The 23,304-nt window shown below is 65.1% G+C and carries 20 protein-coding genes; 16 read left to right on the forward strand and 4 right to left on the reverse strand.

The features are described 5' to 3' along the window. Window positions 1-145: 145 nt before the first annotated feature. The 5 genes from U5798_RS25810 to U5798_RS25830 all read left to right on the forward strand — a co-directional run bounded on the left by U5798_RS25810 (window position 146) and on the right by U5798_RS25830 (window position 7,158). Window positions 146-562 (forward strand): DUF3995 domain-containing protein, encoded by a 417-nt coding sequence (locus U5798_RS25810; RefSeq protein WP_124447925.1) that lies wholly within the window; start codon window positions 146-148, stop codon window positions 560-562. Window positions 563-1,348: 786 nt separating this feature from the next. After that, window positions 1,349-2,089 carry a gluconate 2-dehydrogenase subunit 3 family protein gene (locus tag U5798_RS25815; protein ID WP_322083624.1) on the forward strand — a complete coding sequence of 247 codons (741 nt, stop codon included), beginning with the start codon at window positions 1,349-1,351 and terminating at the stop codon, window positions 2,087-2,089. Beyond that, on the forward strand, window positions 2,089-3,867 hold the full coding sequence (locus U5798_RS25820) for a GMC family oxidoreductase (protein ID WP_322083625.1): 1,779 nt from the start codon (window positions 2,089-2,091) through the stop codon (window positions 3,865-3,867). The genes U5798_RS25815 and U5798_RS25820 overlap by 1 nt, the downstream gene beginning before the upstream one ends. Next, a complete protein-coding gene (locus U5798_RS25825) occupies window positions 3,864-5,276 on the forward strand; it encodes a cytochrome c (RefSeq protein ID WP_322083626.1) in 1,413 nt (470 codons plus the stop codon). Before U5798_RS25820 ends, U5798_RS25825 begins: the two co-directional genes overlap by 4 nt. A 166-nt stretch (window positions 5,277-5,442) precedes the next feature. Further along, a complete protein-coding gene (locus U5798_RS25830) occupies window positions 5,443-7,158 on the forward strand; it encodes a cation:proton antiporter (protein ID WP_322083627.1) in 1,716 nt (571 codons plus the stop codon). 138 nt (window positions 7,159-7,296) lie between these two features. Here U5798_RS25830 and U5798_RS25835 read toward each other — a convergent pair whose 3' ends face one another. Continuing rightward, window positions 7,297-9,195 carry a peptidoglycan D,D-transpeptidase FtsI family protein gene (locus U5798_RS25835; protein WP_124447915.1) on the reverse strand — a complete coding sequence of 633 codons (1,899 nt, stop codon included), beginning with the start codon at window positions 9,193-9,195 and terminating at the stop codon, window positions 7,297-7,299. Between the two features lie 112 nt (window positions 9,196-9,307). On the opposite strand from U5798_RS25835, the gene U5798_RS25840 reads away from it, so the two are divergent. After that, a complete protein-coding gene (locus tag U5798_RS25840; RefSeq protein ID WP_322083628.1) occupies window positions 9,308-9,553 on the forward strand; it encodes a hypothetical protein in 246 nt (81 codons plus the stop codon). Between the two features lie 46 nt (window positions 9,554-9,599). Here U5798_RS25840 and U5798_RS25845 read toward each other — a convergent pair whose 3' ends face one another. Continuing rightward, a complete protein-coding gene (locus U5798_RS25845) occupies window positions 9,600-9,944 on the reverse strand; it encodes a DUF3564 family protein (RefSeq protein ID WP_124447913.1) in 345 nt (114 codons plus the stop codon). Between the two features lie 650 nt (window positions 9,945-10,594). Here U5798_RS25845 and U5798_RS25850 point away from each other — a divergent pair. Then, window positions 10,595-11,806 (forward strand): SDR family oxidoreductase, encoded by a 1,212-nt coding sequence (locus U5798_RS25850; protein WP_322083629.1) that lies wholly within the window; start codon window positions 10,595-10,597, stop codon window positions 11,804-11,806. 55 nt (window positions 11,807-11,861) lie between these two features. On the opposite strand, the gene hpaR is transcribed toward U5798_RS25850, so the two are convergent. After that, window positions 11,862-12,302: a homoprotocatechuate degradation operon regulator HpaR gene (gene hpaR, locus U5798_RS25855; RefSeq protein ID WP_124447909.1), complete on the reverse strand. Its 441-nt coding sequence runs from the start codon at window positions 12,300-12,302 to the stop codon at window positions 11,862-11,864. A gap of 152 nt (window positions 12,303-12,454) precedes the next feature. On the opposite strand from hpaR, the gene U5798_RS25860 reads away from it, so the two are divergent. From U5798_RS25860 to U5798_RS25900, 9 genes are all read left to right on the forward strand, one after another. Further along, window positions 12,455-13,144: a fumarylacetoacetate hydrolase family protein gene (locus U5798_RS25860; RefSeq protein ID WP_322083630.1), complete on the forward strand. Its 690-nt coding sequence runs from the start codon at window positions 12,455-12,457 to the stop codon at window positions 13,142-13,144. Further along, the gene (locus U5798_RS25865; protein WP_322083631.1) at window positions 13,141-13,905 is read left to right on the forward strand and encodes a fumarylacetoacetate hydrolase family protein; all 765 of its coding nucleotides are present in this window, start codon (window positions 13,141-13,143) and stop codon (window positions 13,903-13,905) included. Before U5798_RS25860 ends, U5798_RS25865 begins: the two co-directional genes overlap by 4 nt. A 22-nt stretch (window positions 13,906-13,927) precedes the next feature. Next, a complete protein-coding gene (gene hpaE, locus U5798_RS25870; protein WP_322083632.1) occupies window positions 13,928-15,391 on the forward strand; it encodes a 5-carboxymethyl-2-hydroxymuconate semialdehyde dehydrogenase in 1,464 nt (487 codons plus the stop codon). A 50-nt stretch (window positions 15,392-15,441) separates the two neighbouring features. Continuing rightward, the gene (gene hpaD, locus U5798_RS25875; RefSeq protein ID WP_124447901.1) at window positions 15,442-16,290 is read left to right on the forward strand and encodes a 3,4-dihydroxyphenylacetate 2,3-dioxygenase; all 849 of its coding nucleotides are present in this window, start codon (window positions 15,442-15,444) and stop codon (window positions 16,288-16,290) included. A 44-nt stretch (window positions 16,291-16,334) separates the two neighbouring features. After that, window positions 16,335-16,727: a 5-carboxymethyl-2-hydroxymuconate Delta-isomerase gene (locus tag U5798_RS25880; protein WP_322083633.1), complete on the forward strand. Its 393-nt coding sequence runs from the start codon at window positions 16,335-16,337 to the stop codon at window positions 16,725-16,727. Between the two features lie 20 nt (window positions 16,728-16,747). Further along, entirely contained in the window at window positions 16,748-17,551 is an 804-nt protein-coding gene (hpaH, locus tag U5798_RS25885; protein WP_124447897.1) for a 2-oxo-hept-4-ene-1,7-dioate hydratase, read from the forward strand. 12 nt (window positions 17,552-17,563) lie between these two features. Next, the gene (gene hpaI, locus U5798_RS25890) at window positions 17,564-18,370 is read left to right on the forward strand and encodes a 4-hydroxy-2-oxoheptanedioate aldolase (RefSeq protein WP_322083634.1); all 807 of its coding nucleotides are present in this window, start codon (window positions 17,564-17,566) and stop codon (window positions 18,368-18,370) included. Between the two features lie 103 nt (window positions 18,371-18,473). After that, window positions 18,474-20,219 carry a phospholipase D-like domain-containing protein gene (locus U5798_RS25895; protein ID WP_322083635.1) on the forward strand — a complete coding sequence of 582 codons (1,746 nt, stop codon included), beginning with the start codon at window positions 18,474-18,476 and terminating at the stop codon, window positions 20,217-20,219. After that, window positions 20,216-21,859, forward strand: coding sequence for a DUF6396 domain-containing protein (locus U5798_RS25900; protein ID WP_322083636.1), 1,644 nt, complete (start codon window positions 20,216-20,218; stop codon window positions 21,857-21,859). The genes U5798_RS25895 and U5798_RS25900 overlap by 4 nt, the downstream gene beginning before the upstream one ends. 179 nt (window positions 21,860-22,038) lie before the next feature. On the opposite strand, the gene U5798_RS25905 is transcribed toward U5798_RS25900, so the two are convergent. After that, window positions 22,039-23,249, reverse strand: a protein-coding gene (locus U5798_RS25905; RefSeq protein ID WP_322083641.1) for an IS3 family transposase whose coding sequence is annotated in 2 segments (ribosomal slippage) — window positions 22,039-22,934 and window positions 22,934-23,249 — 1,212 coding nt in all. Because the reading frame shifts where the segments join, the coding sequence is not laid out codon by codon here. Between the last annotated feature and the right edge of the window lie 55 nt (window positions 23,250-23,304).

Below are 23,304 nucleotides of genomic sequence, written 5' to 3' on the forward strand. Positions count from 1 at the left end.
CTGCATCGCACCATGCGCTGCGACGGGTTGCGACCGGACGTCGCAATGCACGCGATGCCGGGTTTCGGTATCGTCATGCGTGGCGCGGGCCGGGGCCGCGTGCCGGATCCTTCCGGCAGAACAACGAGACAAGGACACTACCGACATGACCGGTGCGTATTTCAGCGTGCCGACGCTTTGTGCGATCGCGCTCGTACACGCCTACTGGGCGTTGGGCGGGCGGCGCGGCAAGCGTGCGGCGATTCCGGAACAGGATGGCGTGCCGCTGCTGCGGCCGACCGCCATCGGCACGCTTGTCGTCGCGGCGGCGCTGCTGGGCGGCGCGTGGGTGGTGGCCGCGCGTGCCGGCTGGCTGGGGCGCAACGCGTATCCCAATGCGATCGCGTTCGCGGTCGTTGCGTTCGCACTGATCTTCGCGGTGCGCGCCGTCGGCGATTTCCGTTACGTCGGCTTCTTCAAGCGGATTCGCGGGTCGCGTTTCGCGCGGATGGATTCGCTGTGTTACTCGCCGCTGTGTGCGGCACTGGCGCTGTCGATCGCGTCGATGTTCTGGCCGTGGTGACGGGCGGGCGGTTCGGCCCGCCCGCGTATCGATCGGCGTGAGGCATTCGGCCGGCACGGCATCGGCTAGCCAGACGCCGTTTTCGGCGACGAAGAACGTGTGGCCCTGCAGGTGCAAGTGCTGCGCATCGACTTCGAGCATCACCGGCACGCCGTCGCGCGCGCCGACAGCCAGCGCAGTCCGGATGTCGGCCGACGGATGATGCGGACGCACGCCGACGCCATCACGCGGTGCCGCGTCGCTGGACAGAGACAGCCATCCGACATCTCCAGCGCGGAACAAACGCCAGCCCGCTGCCTTCATCCGTCTGCCATTGCGCCATCCTTGCGCATTCCGGCTTCCTGTTTTTTTGATTGTTGCGATTTTCGATGCATTGAATTGCATCGAACCCCCTCGTAATGGAACCGGTTCCATATATAATTCGCGGCACTCGTCGCCCAGTGCTCGAAAGAGGGTCGTGCACGTCTCGCTTGCCGTCGGCAAACGCGGCGTCTAAGTTGAAACAGGGTCATGGCGATGAGGGGCAAATGCCGGAAGAAAGATGGTATTTGTCTGACGATAGAGCCCGATAAGAGGTCGATCCGTGCGGCGCTGCCGGAGCCGGTGCGCCGCGCGGCTGCATGAAGTCGCCGCTGCGCATCGCGCGGCCGGTGCCCGCATCGAGGTTGTTCGCAGCACACGAAAGAACAGGACGGCTGGCCGCGTGCGGCATGGCTGCCATACCGGATACGACGCATGCGGAGTGCGCGCGTCCGGATCCCGATCCCCAACGATCAACATCCGACCATGTCCACGCCACCTGACAAACCCAACTCGCGCCGCCGTTTCCTGCGCACGTCGGTCGCGCTCGTGCCGATCGCGTCGGTCGCCGGCTGCGACCTGCGTTCGTCGTCGCCGTCCGCGACGACGGCCGGCAACGCGCCCGCCGCATCGTCCGGCGCCGAACGCGCCCCGTACAAGCCGACCTTCTTCGATGCGAAGGAGTGGGCGTTCGTCCAGGCCGCGGTCGACCGGCTGATCCCGGCCGACACCGAAGGCCCCGGCGCGCTCGAATCCGGCGTGCCCGAATTCATCGACCGCCAGATGGAGACGCCGTATGCGCACGGCGCGACGTGGTACATGCAGGGGCCGTTCCAGCAAGGCGTGCCCGAGCTCGGCTACCAGTTGAAGCTGGTGCCGCGCGACATCTACCGGCTCGGTATCGCGGCCGTCAACCGCTATTGCGAAAAGGCGCACGGCAAGGCGTTCGCGGATCTCGATGCACCGACGCGCGACACCGTGCTCGGCGCGCTGGAGAAGGGCGGCGCGCAGATCGACGACGTGCCGCCCGGCGTGTTCTTCGGCCAGTTGCTGCAGAACACGCGCGAAGGCTATTTCTGCGATCCGGTGCACGGCGGCAATCACGACATGGCCGCGTGGAAGATGATCGGCTTTCCGGGCGCGCGCGCGGACTTCATGGATTTCGTCAACCAGAGCGGCAAGCCCTATCCGTACGGGCCCGTCTCGATCAACGGGGAGCGCAGCTGATGGCCGCAGAGAAAAAGCCGCACGTCGATGCGGTGATCGTCGGCTTCGGCTGGACCGGCGCGATCCTCGCGAAGGAGTTGACCGAAGCAGGCCTGAAGGTCGTCGCGCTCGAGCGCGGCGAATATCGCGACACCTATCCGGACGGCGCGTATCCGAACACGATCGACGAGCTGACCTACAACATCCGCAAGAAGCTGTTCCTGGACCTGTCGAAGACGACCGTGTCGATCCGCCACGGCCTGCAGGACACCGCGCTGCCGTACCGGCAGCTCGCCGCGTTCCTGCCGGGCGAAGGCGTCGGCGGCGCGGGGCTGCACTGGTCGGGCGTGCATTTCCGGATCACGCCGGAAGAGCTGCGCCTGCGCAGCCACTATGAAGAGCGCTACGGCAGGAAGTTCATCCCCGAAGGGATGACGATCCAGGATACGGGCGTGACCTACGAGGAGCTCGAGCCGCATTTCGACTTCGCCGAGAAGGTGTTTGGCACGTCGGGCCAGGCGTACAAGGTCGGCGGCAAGGTGGTCGGCGACGGCAACGTGTTCGAAGCGAACCGCAGCGACAACTTCCCGCTGCCCGCGCAGTTGAACACGTATTCGGCACAGCGCTTCTCCGACGCGGCCAAATCGCTCGGCCTGCATCCGTACCGGCTGCCGTCGGCGAACACGTCGGGCCCGTACACGAACCCGTACGGCGTGCAGATGGGGCCGTGCAACTTCTGCGGCTACTGCAGCGGCTACGCGTGCTACATGTACTCGAAGGCGTCGCCGAACCTGAACATCCTGCCCGCGCTGAAGCAGGCGCCGAACTTCGAGCTGCGCTCGAAGTGCCACGTGCTGCGCGTCGATCTCGACGACACGAAGAAGCGCGCGACGGGCGTGACCTACGTCGATCCGGCCGGGCGCGAAGTGCACCAGCCGGCCGATCTCGTGATCGTGGCCGCGTTCCAGTACCACAACGTGCACCTGCTGCTGCTGTCGGGCATCGGCAAGCCGTACGACCCGATCTCGGGCGAGGGCGTCGTGGGCCGCAATTTCGCGTACCAGAACCTGTCGACGATCAAGGCGTTCTTCGACAAGGACACCTACACGAACCCGTTCATCGGCGCGGGCGGCAACGGTGTCGCGGTGGACGACTTCAACGCGGACAACTTCGACCACGGCCCGCTCGGCTTCGTCGGCGGCTCGCCGCTGTGGGTGAACCAGGCCGGCGTGAAGCCGATCAGCGGCATCGCGACGCCGCCCGGTACGCCACAGTGGGGCTCCGCGTGGAAGAAGGCCGTCAAGGACAACTACGCGCACACGATCTCGATGGACGCGCACGGCACCAACATGTCGTACCGCGACGTCTATCTCGACCTCGATCCGACCTATCGCGATTCATACGGCCAGCCGCTGTTGCGGATGACGTTCGACTGGAAGGACAACGACATCAAGATGGCGCAGTACGTGACCGGGCAGATGAAGAAGATCGCGGAAGCGATGGGGCCGAAGGCGATCGGCGTGTCGACGCGCGAGTTCGGCAAGCACTTCGATTCGCGCGCCTACCAGACGACCCACCTCGTCGGCGGCGCGATCATGGGCACCGACCCGAAGACGAGCGTGCTGAACCGTTACCTGCAGTGCTGGGACGTGCACAACGTGTTCGTGATGGGCGCATCGGCGCTGCCGCAGGGCATCGGCTACAACCCGACCGGGATCATCGCGGCGCTGGCCTACTGGTCGGCACGCGCGATCCGCGAGCAATACCTGAAAAATCCTGCCCCGCTGGTGACCGTATGAAGAGGACGATGAACCACGACGTCGCGCGCCGGGTGTCGCGCGCGCTGGCGGCCGGCGCCATCTGGGCCGCGTTCGGCTTCGCGGGCACGACGGCATTTGCGCAACCGGCAGCGCCTGCGGCGGCTTCCGCTGCGGCCGCCGCACCCGCGCCTCGATCCGCCGACGCGGCCCTTATCAAGCGTGGCGAATACCTCGCGCGTGCCGGCGACTGCATCGCGTGCCACACCGCGAACGGCGGCAAGCCGTTCGCGGGCGGGCTGAAGTTCGACACGCCGATCGGCGGCATCTATTCGACCAACATCACGCCGGACCCGAAGACGGGCCTCGGCGGCTGGACTTACGAGGACTTCACGCGCGCGGTGCGCGAAGGCGTGCGCAAGAACGGCGACACGATGTATCCGGCGATGCCGTTCCCGTCGTATGCGCGCCTGACCGACGACGACATGAAGGCGCTGTACGCGTACTTCATGCACGGCGTCGCGCCCGTCGAGCACCAGAACCGCGCGGTCGACATCGTGTGGCCGCTGTCGATGCGCTGGCCGCTCGGTATCTGGCGCAAGATGTTCGCGCCGACGCCGAAGCCGTTCGATGCGGCGCCGTACACCGATCCGGTGGTCGCGCGCGGCGCGTATCTCGTGCAGGGTCTCGGCCACTGCGGCGCGTGCCACACGCCGCGCGCGCCGACGATGCAGGAGCGCGGCCTGACCGACGCGGACGGCCCGGACTTCCTGGCCGGCGGCGCGGCGATCGACGGCTGGGTGCCGACGAGCCTGCGCGGCGAGCCGCGCACGGGCCTCGGCACGTGGAACGACGCCGAGATCGTGCAGTTCCTGAAGACGGGCCGCACGCTGCGCACGGCCGCATTCGGCGGGATGACGGACGTGGTCGGCCACAGCATGCAGCACATGACCGACGACGACCTGAACGCGATCGCGCGCTACCTGAAGACGCTGCCGCCGCGCGTGCAGGGCGAGCAGCCGCACGTGTACGACGCGGCTGCCGCGAAGGCGCTGCAGACGGGCGACGCAAGCAAGCCGGGTGCGGCCGTCTATCGCGACAACTGCATGGCCTGCCACCGCAGCGACGGCCACGGCTACACGCGCGTGTTCCCGGCGCTCGCCGGCAACCCGGTCGTGCAGGGCGACGATCCGACCTCGCTGATCCACGTCGTGCTGGAAGGCAGTGCGCTGCAGGGAACGCACACCGCGCCGTCGACCTTCACGATGCCGCCGTTCGGCTGGCGCCTGTCGGACCAGGAAGTCGCGGACGTGTCGAACTTCGTGCGCACGAGCTGGGGCAACACGGGCGCGCCGGTGACGGCCGCGCAGGTCGCGAAGGTGCGCAAGAGCGTGCCGTCGACACGGCCCGAACCGCCGCCGGGCGCGCGGTTCCCGCAAGCGTCGCGCTGACGCGGGCGGCGGGGCGCCGGCCCCGCCTGTCGTTTCGCCGGGGTTGCACCCCGCAAAGGCGCGCGGCCGCATGAATTTTTCGCGGCCGCGCGCCATTCTTCCGCCTCATCCCTTATCCTTTCACTCTTGAACCTTACTAAATAGTTACAAGAGCTTGGGAGGGGGGATGCCTCATGATGTCAGCCTGATTGCGTTGCTCGCGGCCGGTTTCGGTCTCGCGATGATCTTCGGTTACCTCGCGTCGCTGCTGAAAATGCCGCCGCTCGTCGGCTATCTGCTCGCCGGGATCGTGATCGGCCCCGGCACGCCCGGTTTCGTCGGCGACCTGTCGCTCGCCCAGCAGCTCGCCGAAGTGGGCGTGATGCTGCTGATGTTCGGCGTCGGCCTGCATTTTTCGCTCGGCGATCTGCTCGCGGTGCGCAAGATCGCGCTGCCGGGCGCCGTCGTCCAGATCACCGTCGCGACGCTGCTGGGCGGCGGGCTCGCGCTCACGTGGGGCTGGAGCCTCGGCGCGGCGCTCGTGTTCGGGCTCGCGCTGTCGGTCGCGAGTACCGTCGTGCTGCTGCGCGCACTCGAGGGGCGCGGGCTCGTCGAGACGGTCAACGGGCGCATCGCGGTCGGCTGGCTGGTCGTCGAGGATCTCGTGATGGTGCTCGTGCTGGTGCTGCTGCCGCCCGTCGCGGGGTTGCTCGGCGGCACGCCGCCCGGCGATACCCATGCGGCCGGCGGCAGCGTGTGGGGCACGCTCGGCGTCACGATGCTGAAGGTCGCGGCGTTCATCGCGCTGATGCTGGTGGTCGGCAAGCGCGTGTTCCCGCGCATTCTGTGGCTCGTCGCGCGCACCGGTTCGCGCGAGCTGTTCACGCTGTGCATGATCGCGGCCGCGGTCGGCATCGCGTTCGGCGCGGCGAAGCTGTTCGACGTGTCTTTCGCGCTCGGCGCGTTCTTCGCCGGGATGATGATGCGCGAGTCGGAATTCAGCCGGCGCGCGGCCGACGAGACGCTGCCGCTGCGCGACGCGTTCTCGGTGCTGTTCTTCATCTCGGTCGGCATGCTGTTCGACCCGAAGGTGCTGATCGAGGAGCCGCTGCACGTGATCGAGGTCGCGGCGATCGTGCTGGTCGGCAAGACGCTCGCGGCCGTCGCGCTCGTGATCGCGTTCCGCTATCCGCTGAACACCGCGCTGACGGTCGGCGCGGGCCTCGCGCAGATCGGCGAATTCTCGTTCATCCTCGCGGGGCTCGGCCGGGCACTCGGGCTGCTGTCGGCCGAGGGGCAGAGCCTGATTCTGGCGGTCGCGCTGATCTCGATCGCGATGAATACGTTGCTGTTCGCGATGATCGACCCGGCGCTCGCATGGATCCGCAAGCATTCGGCGTTCGCGCGCAAGCTCGAGGCACGCGACGACCCGCTCGCCGCGCTGCCGATGTCGACGCCGCAGACGCACCTGACCGGGCAGGTCGTGATCGTCGGCTACGGCAAGGTCGGCACGCGGATCGCGCATGCGCTGGACGAGCGCGGCATTGCGTACGTCGTCGTCGAGCAGAACCGCGAACTCGTCGAGAAACTGCGTGCCGACGGCGTCGCGGCCGTGTCGGGCGACGCGATCGAGCCGATCGTGCTCGTGCAGGCCCACATCGCGCGCGCCGGGATGCTGGTCGTCACGCTGCCGGACGTGTTCGACGTGCGGCAGATCGTCGAGATCTCGCGCACGCTCAACCCGACGCTCGAGGTCGTGCTGTGCACGAACAGCGGCGACGAGGCCGCGCTGCTGTCTCACGAAGGAATCGGCACCGTGTTCATGGGCGAGACCGAACTCGCGCGCGGGATGACCGAGCACGTGCTCGGCAGGATGGCGAAGCCGGTCGCGGCTGCGCACTGACCGCGCGCGGCATCGCGCTGCGCGCCGCGCATCGGACGGGACGCGGTGGAAACGCTCGAATAGTGCGGGGCGTTCCTGGAAGGTGGGACGAAAGCAACGGAAGGGCGACGCGCATGCGGCGTCGCCCGTGAGGCTTCGTCAGCTTGCGGCTGCAGCCTTCGTCGGCGCGACCGTGCCGGCCTGCGCGGCCGTCTTGAGCGGTGCCGACGGTTTCTGCGCCGCAGCGGCCGTGGCGGCGGCCGCCGCCGCCTTCGGCGTTGCGACCGTCTTCTGCGGCGCAGCGGCCTTCGCCGGCGCATTCTCGGGCTCGACCGGTGCATCGGGCGGCACGCCGAGCAACTGCAGCGAGCCGCTCGTGACCGACGCGAACACCGGGCCGGCCACCGTGCCGCCGTAGTAGCCCTTGCCGCGCGGCTCGTCGATCATCACCGCGACGATCAGGCGCGGGTTGCTCATCGGTGCCATCCCCGCGAACAGCGCGCGGTACTTGCCCTTCGCGTAGGTCGCGCCGACCTGCTTGCGGGCGGTACCGGTCTTGCCGCCGATCCGGTAGCCATCGACGCGCGCGCGGCGCCCCGTGCCGCCTTCGCCGACCGCCATCTCGAGCATCGAGCGGATCGACGCGGCCGTTTGCGGCGACGTCACGCGGTGGCCGCGATGCGCGTCGATCGTCTGCTGGTCGGTGCCGTTCTTCAGCAGCGACACCGGGTGCAGCGTGCCGTCGCCCGCGTAGGCCGTGTAGGTCTGCGCGATCTGCAGCAGCGACATCGACAGGCCGTAGCCGTAGGCCATCGTCGCCTGTTCGATCGGACGCCAGCGCTTGTAGCCGCGCAGCCGGCCCGACGCGACGCCCGGGAACGTCAGTTCCGGTGCGCGGCCGATCCCGTACTCCTGGTACTTGTTCCAGATCGTTTCGGCGGGCAAGTTCAGCGCGAGCTTCGCGAGCGCGACGTTGCTCGACTTCTGCAGCGCCTGCGCGACGGTCAGCGACCCGTGGTTCGACGTGTCGTGAATCACGGCCGGGCCGATCTTGTAGGTGCCCGGCGACGTGTTGATGATCGTGTTCGGCGTGACCTTGCGTTCGTCGATCGACAGCGCGACGACGAGCGGCTTGATCGTCGAGCCCGGCTCGAACGTGTCGATCACCGCGCGGTTGCGCAGTTGCTGGCCGGTGAGGCGGGCGCGGTCGTTCGGGTCGAAGGTCGGGTAGTTCGCGAGCGCAAGGATCTCGCCGTTCTGCGCGTCGAGCACGACGACGCTGCCGGCCTCCGCGTTGTTCTCGATCACGGCCGCCTTGAGCTGGCTGTACGCGAGCTGCTGGATCCGGCGGTCGATCGTCAGCTCGATCGTCGCGCCGTGCTGCGCGGGCACGAGCGGGCGCGTGTCCGACACGATGCGCCCGAGCCGGTCGCGGATCACCTCGCGCTGCCCGGACGTGCCCTGCAGGCGTGCATTCGCCGCAAGCTCGACGCCTTCCTGGCCCTTGTCCTCGACGTTCGTGAAGCCGACCACGTGCGCGGCCGACTCGCCTTCGGGGTAGAAGCGCTTCGAATCGGCGATCTGCGTGATGCCGTCGATCGCGAGCTTGTCGAGGCGGCCCGCGGTATCGGCGTCGACCTGCCGCTTGAGCAGCACGAAGGTCTTCTCGTTGCCGAGACGCCGCTTCACCTCGACGAGCGGCATGTCCAGCACCTTCGCGATCTGCGGGTAGTCGGTATCGGCGACCTGTTTCGGGTTCGCCCAGATTTCATAGGTCGACAGGCTGACCGCGAGCATCGCGCCGTTGCGGTCGACGATGCGCCCACGCATCGCGTCGAGCTCGATCGTGCGCTGGTAGCGCTTCTGGCCCTGGCCGACATAGAAATCCTGGTTCGCGACCTGCACCCAGAAGGCCCGCGCGATCAGTGCGGCGAACGCGAGGAACACGATGATCACGATGAACCTCGAGCGCCACATCGGCAGGCGCGACGCGAGCATCGGATTCTTGGTCGCGGCCGCGTACGGATCGGCGGGGTGGGTCTTCTTTTTCACGCTCATGCAATGGCCGGTTCGGGCCGCCCGACGGCGGCAAATCAGTCTGGATAATGCGATTGTAATAAATGAGTAAACGCCGTGTGGGGAAAGTGTGTTCCGGCCCCGTGAAAAAACGTTGACCTGGATTCGGCTCGCGCGGAAACAGGGGAGGAAAAACACGGCGAAAGCGGATGTCGACGTCACGGCAGGCGACGCGGGCCGCGCGTCGATCCGGGGCTGCGGATTCCGGCACCGGTCGATCGCGGCCGTCGATGCAGCGCGATCAATTGCCCGGTTCCTGATTATTTCTTTATGCCCGAAAATGAAAAACGCCCCGAAAAGGGGCGCCGTTAATAATGAATATCGCAATGAATATCACTGATGCCGGAATAAACCCGAAGACCGCAGACGATTTACGTCAATGAATGCTAGCGGGCGACGGAAATGAATTCCCGGTATTCCGGCTGGGTCGTGCAGCGATCGACTTCCTGCAGCCGCCATGCACCGGCGTGATCGCCGGCGAGTACGGCGGGGCCCTGTTCGCGCTGCATCGCACCGAACGACAGCCCCTTCAACTGGCAGACGGCGTTGCCGCTGTCGGCCGCGCAGAGGGCCATCGCGCCCTCGACGTCGCGGACCTTGCCCCAGGTCGGAAGATCGATGCCCTGATGTGCCTCGCGCGACCACAGCCCTTCGTCGGTGTCGACCCACAGTACCGCGAAGGCATGCCGGGTTGCGGAATCGCTGCCATTAATCCGAATGGTGAGGCGCATTGTGATCGTCTCCTAAAAAAATGACACATTCGACCGTTTTGACTTGACCAGTCTAGATAGACTGGTGTGAAACGCAAGTGTTAATCCGCAATAAATCCATATTGAGTCTATTGCGGATTCAGATGAAACGACGTCTGACGATTCGTGGTCATTCCGGAGGCCCGCGCACTAGCGGGCGTCACGGGCGGTTGCCGCGCCGGCGCGCGCATTCCGACGCGCGAGACATGGGATGACATGGCCGCCGGGCGCGTCGATCTGTCGCGCGCGGCCGGCGGCGGGAAACGACGTCGCCGGATGCGACATGACGCAGTCCGGCCGTTGCGCGGCCGGATGTTTCGGCGCGTTGACGACGGGCCCGGAACGACACACTCAGACAATCGCGTACAAATCGGCACACTTTCACGAAACTTTCGGGACAGACTTGCATTCGGTCGGGCCCCACACTGGGAACATCCCGATCCCGTGCCGCGGACGCCCGTCCGCGGCGGCTGCCGCCGCCTCGTGCCAGAGACGCGATCGACGCGATCGCGGGCCGCATGCCCGATCGGGACTGCCGGGGCGCGCGTCAGCCCCGGCCCGGCCGGTGAGCCGTGCGCAGCCTGCAACCGCGGGCGCCGCGCCACCCGGCCGATTCTTCGAAGGAGACTATCGTGCTGATCTGGAAAACCGCGTTGTCGCTCAACTGGCGCACGAGCCTCGTGTCGCCGGCCAGCGCACCGGTCGCGGCGGCGAACGTCGGACGGCTGGTGCTGACCGGCGCGACCGGCTTCATCGGCAGTACCGTGCTGACGGCGCTCGTCAACGCAGGGCTGCTCGAACGCATCGTGTGCGTCGTGCGTGCGCAGGACCGCGGCCACGCGGTCGCGCGGCTGCGCGAAGCGGCGCTGCGCGCGGGCCTCGCGCCCTACTGGGCGTCGCGCCTGACCGATGCGAACGTGATCGTCGGCGCGCTCGGCGACGTATGGCACGGCGCCGACGCGCCTCGCCTCGCCGGCGCGACACACGTGATTCACTGCGCGGGCCATGCATCGCCGGCCGATGGCGCGCACCTGCAGGCCGACATCGCCGATGCCGTGCACTTCGCCGAACGCTTCGCGCGCGCGCCGCGCCTGCAGCGCTTCGTATACGTCGGCACGGCCTATGCACATGCGGGCCGTGGCGGGATCGTGCAGGAAGCGGGGGCGGGCGATGCGGCGGACGACGCGGCGCGCGACGACGAAGGCCTGCCGGGCGCGGTACTGGCGGCCGACTACCTGCACGCGAAGGCCGAAACCGAGCAGCGCCTGCGCGCGCTCGGACTGCCGCTCGTCGTCGTGCGGCCGTCGCACGTGGTCGGTCATACGGTGCTCGGCACGCGGCCTGCGCCGAATTCGTTCTGGATGTTCCGGTTGGCGCATGCCGCGCGCCGCTTCACCGCGCGGCCGATGACGCGGATCGACATCGTGTCGGTGGACGACGTGGCGCGCGCGACGATGCTGCTGGCCGTGAAGCCGACACTCGCGCACGACGTCTATCACGTGTCGGCCGGCGACGAGGCGCCGCAGGTGGCGCAGATCGTGCGCGCGATGGACGAGGCGGCCGGGATGACGGGTGCGCCGCGCTACGCGGCGTGCGCGCCGGCCGAATTGCCGCTGGTGGTGCGCGACGTGCTCGGGCGGCCCGATCCGGCACTCGAGCGCGTGATCGGCCGCGCGTTGCAGCGCTGTGGAGAGTTCGCGACGGTCGACCGCGTGTTCGACAACCGCCGCGTGCGCGACGAAATCGATTTCGAGCCGTTGCCGTTCATCGATTACGTCGAGGAATGCATGCGCACGTCGCGCGGCGTGGCCGTGACCGAGCTGATGCGCGGCGCACTGCACTGACCGTCCGCACGGGCGCGGCGCCCGTTCCCGCGCATGGCGGGCGCGGGCGCCGTCGTCACGCGTTGCCGCCGAGCTCGATGAGCCGGTCGAGCGCGCGGTAGATGTCTTCGAGGCCGTCCTGGCCGAAACGCGATTCGAGCTGCCGGTATTGCTCGTCGATGCGCGGACCGATTTCCGTCACCAGTTTCCTGCTTTGCGGCGTCAGGCTGACCAGCAGCCGGCGCTGGTCTTCCTGCGCGCGCGTGCGCGTGATCAGGCCGTCGCGCTCCATCCGTTCCAGCACGCCCGTGAGGCTCGGGCTCAGGATGCAGCAACGTTTGGCGATCTGTCCCGCTTCGAGCGCGTGCGCCGGTTCGCCGTCGAGCACGCGGATGATCCGCCATTGCTGTTCGGTCAGCGCGAATTCCTTGAGAATGGGGCGAAACAGACCCATCAGCGTTTCGCGGGCCTCGAGCAGCAGCATGGCCAGGTTGCGATGGTCGAGCGTACGGTTCATCGGGGTGGGTAAAGGACGGGGACGCATCAATCTTAACAGCCGAAGGTGATGAATTTCGCAACTCAGGGTAATCGAGGTTGCCAGCGCCCGATTGTTTACTTAAGATATTAACTATTGACGATGCGCCGCGACGCGCGGCAGGGGAATGACGCATGGAGCTGTCTTGCACGACCGCCGCGGCGCCGCCGTTGCCGGTCGCCATCGGTACCGTCTACGGGGCGCTGCTCAACGAGCGCGCGGCGCTCGACGCGCTCGGCGACGCCGTGAACGCACCGCCTTACGGCCGTCCGCCGCAGGCACCGATCCTGTACATCAAGCCCGCCAACACGCATGCGGCCGACGGCGCGGCCGTCGTCGTGCCGGCCGGTGTCGACGCGCTGGAGATCGGCGCATCGGTGGCCGTCGTGTTCGCCCGGCGCGCGACGCGCGTGCCGGCCGCGCAGGCGCTCGACTACGTGCACGGCTTCACGCTCGCGAGCGACGTGTCGGTGCCGCATCCCGATTACTACCGTCCGGCCGTGCGCTTCAAGTGCCGTGACGGCTTCTGCCCGCTGGGACCGGCGATCGTGCCGGCCGCCGCGCTGGGCGACGTCGACGCGATCGGCCTGACGGTGCGGATCGACGGCGAGGCGGCCGCGTCCGCGTCGACCGCCGCGCTGATCCGCCCGGTGCGCGAGCTGATCGCCGACGTGACGGCGTTCATGTCGTTCGACGCGGGCGACGTGCTGTTGCTCGGCGTCGCGGGCGGCGCACCGCGCGCCCGTGCGGGCAGCACGATCGAGATTGCGGCCGCCGGCATCGGCACGTTGCGGCATACGCTGGTTGCGGAGGAAGCTCGATGAAGACGGCACGCGTGATCTACAACGGCGCACTGCATGCGGCCGAACCGGCCGGCGACGGCACGATCCGCCTCGATACGGGGCGCGAGGTCGCCGAGGACGCGGTGGCGTGGCTGCCGCCCGTCGCGCCGCGCACGACGTTCGCGCTCGGCCTGAACTACGCCGACCACGCGAAGGAACTCGCGTTCAAGGCGCCGAGCGAGCCGCTGATCTTCCTGAAGGGGCCGAACACGTTCATCGGCCACCGGTCGCGCACCGTGCGCCCGGCGGATGCGACGCACATGCACTACGAGTGCGAGCTGGCCGTCGTGATCGGCCGGCCCGCGCGCAACGTCAGCCGCGCGCAGGCGATCGACTACGTAGCCGGCTATACGGTCGCGAACGACTACGCGATCCGCGACTATCTCGAGAACTACTACCGCCCGAACCTGCGCGTGAAGAACCGCGACACCTGCACGCCGCTCGGGCCGTGGTTCGTCAGCCGCGACGAGATCGGCGACGCGGGCGACCTGATGCTGCGCACGACCGTGAACGGCCGGGAGACGCAGCGCGGCAGCACGCGCGACATGATTTTCGACGTGCCGGCGTTGATCGAGCACATCAGCGGCTTCATGACGCTCTCGCCGGGCGACGTGATCCTGACCGGCACGCCCGAGGGGCTGGCGGACACGAAGCCGGGCGACGAGGTCGTGACCGAGATCGAAGGGATCGGCCGGCTCGTGAACACGATCGTCGGCGAAGCAGACTACTATCGCGTCGGCTGAGCCCGTCGCACCAGGAGAGCATATGACCATCAAGCACTGGATCGACGGCCGCGAAGTCGAGAGCCGCGAGACCTTCACGACGCTGAACCCCGCGACGGGCGAAGTCATCACCGACGTCGCGTCGGGCGGCGAGGCCGAGGTCGACGCGGCCGTGCGCGCGGCGAAGGCGGCGTTCCCGAAATGGGCGAACACGCCCGCGAAGGAGCGCGCGAAGCTGATGCGCAAGCTCGGCGAGCTGATCGAGAAGAACGTGCCGATGCTCGCGGCGCTGGAGACGCAGGACACCGGCCTGCCGATCGCGCAGACGAGCAAGCAGTTGATTCCGCGGGCGTCCGAGAACTTCAACTTCTTCGCGGAAGTGTGCGTGCAGATGAACGGCCGCACGTATCCGGTCGACGACCAGATGCTGAACTACACGCTGTACCAGCCGGTAGGCGTGTGCGCGCTGGTGTCGCCGTGGAACGTGCCGTTCATGACGGCCACGTGGAAGACGGCGCCGTGCCTCGCGCTCGGCAACACGGCCGTGCTGAAGATGTCGGAGCTGTCGCCGCTGACGGCCGACCAGCTCGGCCGGCTCGCGCTCGAAGCCGGCATTCCGCCCGGCGTGCTGAACGTCGTGCAGGGCTTCGGCGCGACGGCCGGCGACGCGCTCGTGCGCCACCCGGACGTGCGTGCGGTGTCGTTCACCGGCGGCACGGTCACCGGCAAGCGCATCATGGAGCGCGCCGGCCTCAAGAAGTATTCGATGGAGCTCGGCGGCAAGTCGCCGGTGCTGGTCTTCGACGACGCCGATTTCGATCGCGCGCTCGATGCGTCGCTGTTCACGATCTTCTCGATCAACGGCGAACGCTGCACCGCCGGGTCGCGGATCTTCGTGCAGCGCACGATCTACGATCGCTTCGTGCAGGAATTCGCGCGCCGCGCGAACAACCTGGTGGTCGGCGATCCGTCCGATCCGGGCACGAATCTCGGCGCGATGATCACGCGCCAGCACTGGGAGAAGGTGACGGGCTATATCCGCATCGGCGAGCAGGAAGGCGCACGTGTGGTCGCGGGCGGCGCGGACAAGCCGGCCGGGCTGCCCGATCATCTGCGCAACGGCAATTTCGTGCGCCCGACCGTGTTTGCCGACGTCGACAACCGGATGCGCATCGCGCAGGAAGAGATCTTCGGGCCGGTCGCGTGCATCATCCCGTTCGAGGACGAAGACGAAGGGCTGCGGCTCGCGAACGATACGGCGTACGGCCTCGCGTCGTACATCTGGACGCAGGACGTCGGCAAGGTGCATCGTCTGGCACGCGGCATCGAGGCCGGGATGGTGTTCGTGAACAGCCAAAACGTGCGCGACCTGCGCCAGCCTTTCGGCGGCGTGAAGGAATCGGGCACCGGGCGCGAGGGCGGCGAATACAGTTTCGAGGTGTTCGCGGAGATCAAGAACGTGTGCATCTCGATGGGTTCGCATCACATCCCGCGCTGGGGCGTGTGACGGGCGCCGGTCGTGTCGCCGCAAGAACGAACGATAGGGAGACTTGAACGATGGGCAAACTGTCCCTCGCCGCGAAGATCACGCACGTGCCGTCGATGTACCTGTCGGAACTGCCCGGCCGGCATCACGGCTGCCGTGAAGCGGCGATCCGCGGCCACCAGCTGATCGGCGAGCGCTGCCGCGCGCTCGGCGTCGACACGATCGTCGTGTCGGACGTGCACTGGCTCGTCAATGCCGGGTATCACGTGAACTGCAATGCGCGGTTCGCGGGCACCTACACGAGCAACGAGCTGCCGCATTTCATCCGCGACATGCAGTACGCGTATCCGGGCAACCCGGCGCTCGGCCGGCTGATCGCCGAGACGGCCACCGAGCGCGGCATCGCGACGCGCGCGCACGAGATCGACAGCCTCGAACTCGAATACGGCACGCTCGTGCCGATGCGCTACATGAATGGCGACCAGCACTTCAAGGTCGTGTCGATCGCGGGCTGGTGCATGTGGCATCAGCTCGACGAAAGCCGCCGCTTCGGCGAGGCGCTGCTCGAAGCGATCGAGAAGAGCGATTCGAACGTGGCGTTCCTCGCGAGCGGTTCGCTGTCGCACCGCTTCAACGACAACGACAGCCCCGAGGAATCGATCCACCAGATCAGCCGCGAATTCTTCCGGCAGGTCGACCTGCGCGTGGTCGAGCTGTGGAAGCAGGGCGATTTCAAGACCTTCTGCGCGATGCTGCCGGAGTACAACCTGCATTGCCACGGCGAAGGCGGGATGCACGACACGGCGATGCTGCTCGGGCTGCTCGGCTGGGACCGCTACGACAAGCCCGTCGAGATCGTCACCGACTATTTCGCGAGTTCGGGCACCGGGCAGATCAACGCGATCTTCCCGCTGGCCTGAGCGCGGCGGCCCGCCAAGCAACCGAATCCGACCGGAGATTTGCCATGCCACACATCGTCGTCGAATACACCGCGAACATCCGCGACGACGCACGCATTCCCGTGCTGCTGCGCACGATCAACGCGACGCTGATCGCGCAGGGCGGCGTGTTCCCGACCGGCGGCATCCGCTCGCGCGCGATCGAGCTGCAGGACTACTGCGTGGCCGACGGCACCGAGGACGACGCGTTCGTCCACGTGACGCTGAAGATCGGCGCGGGCCGCAGCGACGAAACGAAGCAAGCTGCGTGCGACGCGCTGTTCGACGCGATCAAGGCGCATTTCGCCGAGCTGTACGCGAAACGCTACCTCGCGCTGTCGATGGAGCTGACCGAGTTCAGCGAAAGCGGCTCGTACAAGCACAACAACATCCACGCCCGCTACAAGCGGGCCGGCTGAACCTCATTCCCGATCCGACCATGCTCGAACCCGCCATCATCGACCAGCTCGCGCAGCGTCTGCACGACGCCGAGCGCGCGCGCACGCAGATCCGCCAGATCTCGCTCGACCATCCCGACATCACGATCGACGACGCGTATGCGATCCAGCGCGCGTGGGTCACTCTCAAGCTCGCGGAAGGCCGCACGCTGAAGGGTCACAAGATCGGCCTCACGTCGAAGGCGATGCAGAACACGTCGCAGATCGACGAGCCCGACTACGGCGCGCTGCTCGACGACATGTTCTTCGAAGACGGCGGCACGATCCCGACCGGCCGCTTCATCGTGCCGCGCGTCGAGGTCGAGCTCGCGTTCGTGCTCGGCAAGCGGCTCTCGGGCCCGAACTGCACGATCTTCGACGTGTACGACGCGGTCGATTACGTCGTGCCCGCGCTCGAGATCATCGACGCGCGCAGCCAGTCGATCGACCCGGACACGAAACGGCCGCGCAAGGTGTTCGACACGATCGCCGACAACGCGGCGAACGCGGGCGTCGTGATCGGCGGCCGCCCGGTGCGGCCGCAGGACGTCGACCTGCGCTGGGTCGCGGCGATCATGTCGCGCAACGGCGTGGTCGAGGAAACGGGTGTCGCGGCCGGCGTGCTGAACCATCCGGCGAACGGCGTCGCATGGCTCGCGAACCGGCTGGCGCGCTTCGATGTCGCGCTGGAACCGGGGCAGATCGTGCTCGGCGGCTCGTTCACGCGGCCGTGCGCGGCGCGATCGGGCGACACGTTCAGCGTCGACTACGGCTCGCTCGGAACGATCCAGTGCTACTTCGAGTGAGGTGAGCGAACGATGCAGATTCCGTCGAATGTGTTCAAGGCCGCGCTGGCGCGCGGCGACGCGCAGGTCGGGCTGTGGCTCGGGCTCGCGAATCCGTACAGCGCCGAGGTCGTCGCGGGCGCCGGTTTCGACTGGCTGCTGATCGACGGCGAGCATGCGCCGAACACGGTGCCGACGATCCTCGCGCAACTGCAGGCGATCGCGCCGTACCCGTCGCATCCGGTCGTGCGCGTGCCGTGGAACGATCCGGTGATCGTCAAGCAGGTGCTCGATCTCGGCGCGCAGACGCTGCTCGTGCCGATGGTGCAGAGCGCCGACGAAGCGCGCGCGGCCGTGGCCGCGACGCGATACCCGCCGCACGGGATTCGCGGCGTCGGCAGTGCGCTGGCACGTGCGTCACGGTGGAATCGGGTGGGCGACTACCTGCATCGCGCGAACGACGAGATGGCCGTGCTCGTGCAGGTCGAGACGCGTGCGGGGCTCGACGCGATCGAGGCGATTGCGCGGGTCGAAGGTGTGGATGGCGTGTTCATCGGGCCGGCCGACCTGGCCGCCGATCTCGGGCGTCTCGGCAATCCCGGGCACGCGGACGTGCAGGCCGCGATCGACGGCGCGATCCGGGCGATCAAGGCGGCCGGCAAGGCGCCGGGCATTCTGAGCGCGGATGAGGCGGCCGCACGGCGCTACCTGGAAGCGGGGGCGCTGTTCGTCGCGGTGGGCGTCGATACGACGCTGCTGGCGAGAAGCGCGGAGCGGCTGGCCGCGCAGTTCAAGGCGAATGGCGGCGGCGCGGTGAAGAAGGGCGACGGGACGTATTGATGATGCGGTGGGGGGCGGCGTTCGACCAGTCGAACGGTCCGCTTTCCGTCGTGCTGATCGTGCGTGCGAAAATTGGCCGCGAGGGCAAACTTACGGGCAATTATTGGACGAAATCACGACGCGCAAGGAAAATCCTGTCACAGTGCGATTGCTAATCTGGTCTACTCCACGGGGCTCCGCCGTCCAAAACAATATGCCCGGTTTTTCAGATGTTCAGGAAAATTGGACTAGCGGTCCTATTGTTTACCATCTTCGACAGGGGCCCGCGTATGGCGATGAGAAGAGCGAGCGTCACAAGACCTGTGTTGCGTGGTGGGCCGAGAACCTACCCGGAGGAAAAAGCAATAGCGGAAAAAATCCTCGCCTTCGTGTTGTACTGCGTGAAGTCTCGCCTGCCGATGCGAAAGCCTTGATGACGACTGCGCCTGCGGAAGAAGACAAGCCTGTAACCAGTACATTCAGTGTTGTTGATGAGCGAAGCGGGATGGAAGACTATGGGACACATCACCAGAAACCAATCCTGATCGATTACGACTACGACAACGGAAGTAAGGCGGTTGGTTACGTCATGGGGCTGAATTCGGTTACCGACTACTGGGATCGGACTGCCCACGAAATCGATGATCGAAAGCGTGAGGTCTTGTCATCGTCACTTATTGAAGACGAGCTGAAGCGAGAAATTTCAACGCAGACTGCGCCGGCAAAAACTAGCTTGTACCAGGACTTGAAAAACAAGTTCTCGAAAAACGACGTGCAGCACGGAATAGGGCACGAAAACTATGTGCGTGGACGTCCATTTCAGGACTACGCGTGCCGAATTGTTGGGCCGGCGCTTGCGCAGATGCATTTCAATTTTGAAAACGCATGGGCTGCGGCGCTCAACGTTGGAGAATTGCCGTACCAGATTCCTCCAGCACCACCAGCCAAGATTCCTCGGGCAGCCGGAAATCCGGCACATCTTGTGCAAATTGTGCGCACACAACCTCGTGAACGAGAAAAATCAATCAAGGAGGTGTATTTCCAGGCCACCAGTAGCGCACGCAACTATATTTACATGGAAAATCAGTATTTCTTCTACCCGGAATTTGCCCGTCACCTGATAAAGACACGAAAAAAACATTGTGAAGACTGGATGAAGAGGGCAAATAAGCCAGTTACCGAAATGCCGAAGCTGCATCTTTTTATCGTGATCCCACATCCGGAGCGGGAGGAAATGGTGCCTCGAACGTACGATACACTGACCCTGCTTGGCGCTGGTGATTCGATGTCTGAGCAAAAGGGGCTTGTCGATAAAGGGAAACTTGATTTTGTCTATGGAAAGAGCAGCAGAGGCCGTGGTGAAGTGCTTGATCGGCCTGGTGTGGAAAATCTCGAGAAAACACTGGGTGTCGTTGTCAGTGTCGCGAGATTGCGAACGAGTGGTCCCGATGCGGATAAAAACATGTCTTATCGGGAAATCTATATTCACTCCAAGCTGATGATCATTGATGACGTGTTTATTACGGTGGGTAGCGCAAACCTGAATCAGCGAAGCATGGCTATTGATAGTGAAATTAATATAGCTGCAACCGGTGGTATTTATGCGGCCGATCTCCGGGAGCGCGTATTCGGATTGCTCTATGGTGGTGATATTAAATATAGTGGTCACCCGAAAGATATGCCGGATGCATTCCGGAATTGGAATCGACGAATGAGCAAGAATCAAGATATCCAGCAAGCGGGTACGCAACCGATGACGGGTTTTTTGCTGCCATTCGTCGAACATCGTTCGACCACGACGCTGTACGGGGCGATCTCCGTGCCAAACAGCGGTGGCGTTGGTGGCCCTCCTGAAAGTGTGTACGCATGAATATTTTTATCCACGTATTGCGTTTTTCCCTCGCCGCTTTGTTGTTAATAAATACGGCGCATGCGGGCATCCTGACTTCTATCGGCAATAATTTGACCACTGCTATGTCTGATCTGCCACGAAACGAAAAACTACCACTCTTTGATCCACATCGAAAAGACTTTACCTGTGTATATGAGGCGCAACGGGTGCCGTCCGTTGACCCACAGGCAGAAATGTGGTTCCAGCAGGCGTTGAGGCTGGACGACCCGGCTATACCCGCCGACAACATCGACTATGCAAAGGTGTATCGGCTCTATCTGCAAGCAGCTGAAAAAAAGCATTGGAAAGCGATGCTGAATCTGGCGTCGTTGATCTTGAGTGATCATTCCGGCGTACCAGACCACAATCCGGAGGTCGCCATTCAATGGGTCGAGAAGGCGATGAGGCTCGATATTCCCGACGCGTACGACAGGATGGGTGTATATCATCTCAACGGCGTGGTAAAGGAGGGGGATGCTACGAGCGCTTACGCTTTTTTCCAGCGAGCAGCGGATATGGGTAGTCCGGCTGCAATGGCGTTTCTGGGATACAAGCTGGCCGCATCTTACGATAACCCCAGTGAGGGCTTTTGGGCCAACCAACCGGTGGGAACCAAGATGCTCGAATGTGCTTTTGCACAGGGATATGGAGACGCCGCAGAGAAGCTAGGGCTGATCTATGCGCGTCCCAACACACTTGAGGCAAAACTCCACGCGCTGAAGGTCTTGCATGAAGGTGTGAAGCTCGGGAGCACCAAATGTGCAGATAGCCTCGTTTCGGAATTTGACGGGATGGATCTCGAAAATGGAACCAATCTGGTAGGCCATATCGACAAAGCGCGTGCTCAACGGTACGGAAAAATTGCCGATATCTTGAAGCTTTACGACGGACGATTGAAGCTTCCCAACCTGGACAAGATACTGCCGTTACCGCCAGCGCCGCTACCCAAATGGAACGGTGACGGACAAACTCTGATCAATGCCGCGAAGGCGGTCACTCCACCGGTCAGGCGGCAAAAGAGCAGTGCGCTTCAGGGACGTTCTTTTATACCCGACGGTCATGCGGTCGCCGCATTGGGAACGAGCACGCTTGCAGTTAGTGGTGATCAAAGCGTACCCAAAACGGGATACTGGCTTGCACTGTACGGTTCATCGAATGAGCCCAATGGGCGGTTGATTGCCCGATCCGGCTCGCCAGAGCGCTTTGAAACGGGAGAGCGGTTCGAGCCGCCGTTGCACGAATGGCTATCGCCGGACCGAGTGCAATGGCATTTCCTCGGTGAAGCGTACCGCCTGCCGCCACAGCGTGCGGATTTTCTGGCGAATATGGTTGAGGCGGGATTATTGCGCGAGGTAGCGGCGCAGCCGTTGGCAGTGAAATGCTCGGGTGATTGTCGCTGCACGGAAACAGGCGTGTGGGAGGGCCGCGTTGCAGATGACCACCCGATGGCCGCTTTGTTTAACCGATGGGATCAGCAAGCGTTTGTCGAAAAAGGGCGGGCGTTTCCATCACCTACAGAGCAATTCATCGACGTTGTGAGCGATGAGGTTGAATGGACCTATTTGGGGAGCCCGAATGCTGAAACGGGCGCCGCCGGCATTTACACCATTACTCTCTAAAAGGGGTGTAGCGCTGCATTCGACGTAGGCTGGCGTGGTCATCGTTGACGCCAAGCCGATCGCTCGCAAGAGCGACACCGTCGAGTGCAGTGCGCAGGATAGGTGAGATGTCTTGAAACAGGACGGCGGTTCCGTCACTGAGTGGAGTTGATCCTGTAATCCCGGACACAGCGTCAGCGTCACACTAAGGTTGCTGAATCCAATGAGCGCCGGAACTCGCGAGGCGAGCGGTATTTCAGCGCGCTATGGGGATGCTTCTCGTTGTAATGCTCGAACGCGATGGCCAGGTTGTGCGCAGCAGTCGCCGCATCCGGCTTCGGCATGAAGGCAACGTAGTCGCGCTTCATCGTCTTCACGAAGCTCTCGGCCATCCCGTTACTTTGCGGGCTGCATACCGGCGTGGTCAATGGCGTCAGGCCGATGGCCGCTGCGAACCGGCGCGTATCGTCGGCCGTATAGCCCGAACCGTTGTCGCTCAGCCACTCGATTTCGGATGGGGGATGCAGCTCGTTGCCAAACCGATTTTCTACGGCAGCCAGCATCACGTCGCGCACGATGTCGCCGCTGTGACCTGCCGTCGTGGCCGCCCAGCTCATTGCTTCCCGGTCGCAGCAGTCCAGCGCAAACGTCACGCGCAGCGGTTCACCGTTGTCGTAACGGAACTCGAAGCCGTCCGAGCACCATCGCTGGTTGCTGCGCGCGACGGCCACTTTGCCGTCATGTCGACGTTGCGGCCGAGGCGGAATCGGTCGGCGCTGCATCAGCAGCCCGTGCGTGCGCATGACGCGATAGATGCGCTTGGCATTAAACGGCACCAGCCCAACCGCAACGCGCTCGTTGCGCAAGGTGCCCCAAACCCGGCGATAGCCATAGCTGGGCAAATCGCTGACGACCCGACGGATTTCCTCGACCACGCTCTCATCGTCGGTTTGCCTCGATTGACGGCCGTCGCGCCACGTCGCCGGACGCGACAGTCGTGCCGATACGTTCGAGCGCGGCACGCCGAGAACTTCACAAACCAGTTTCACTGGTCGTCCTCCGGCAGCGAGGGCGAGTGCGTTATCCATTTTTTTGCTCGACCATACTCGATTGCTTCTCGGAGAATCTCGTTCTCCATGGTCTTCTTGTCGAGCATCCGCTGCAGCTCGCGAATCTGCTTGAGTGCATCGGCCAGTTCGGATGCCGGAACCACTTCCTCGCCAGCCTTGACCGCTGAAAGGCTCCCGTCCTGGTACAGCTTGCGCCAGTGGAACAGCTGGTTCGGGTTCACGCCGTGCTGGCGCGCGACCAGCGAAACCGACTTCCCCGGTTCGAAGCTCTTACGCACCATCGTTAGCTTCTGCTCCGCCGTCCAGCGCCGCCGGCGCTCCGGGCCCGTCAACACGTCCATCACTTCCTGCCTGGTGTTAGTCAAAAACACAGTCTTATGCCTACCCGCTAGTTTA

This window comes from Burkholderia sp. BCC1972, from assembly GCF_905339605.1.
GTDB lineage: Bacteria > Pseudomonadota > Gammaproteobacteria > Burkholderiales > Burkholderiaceae > Burkholderia.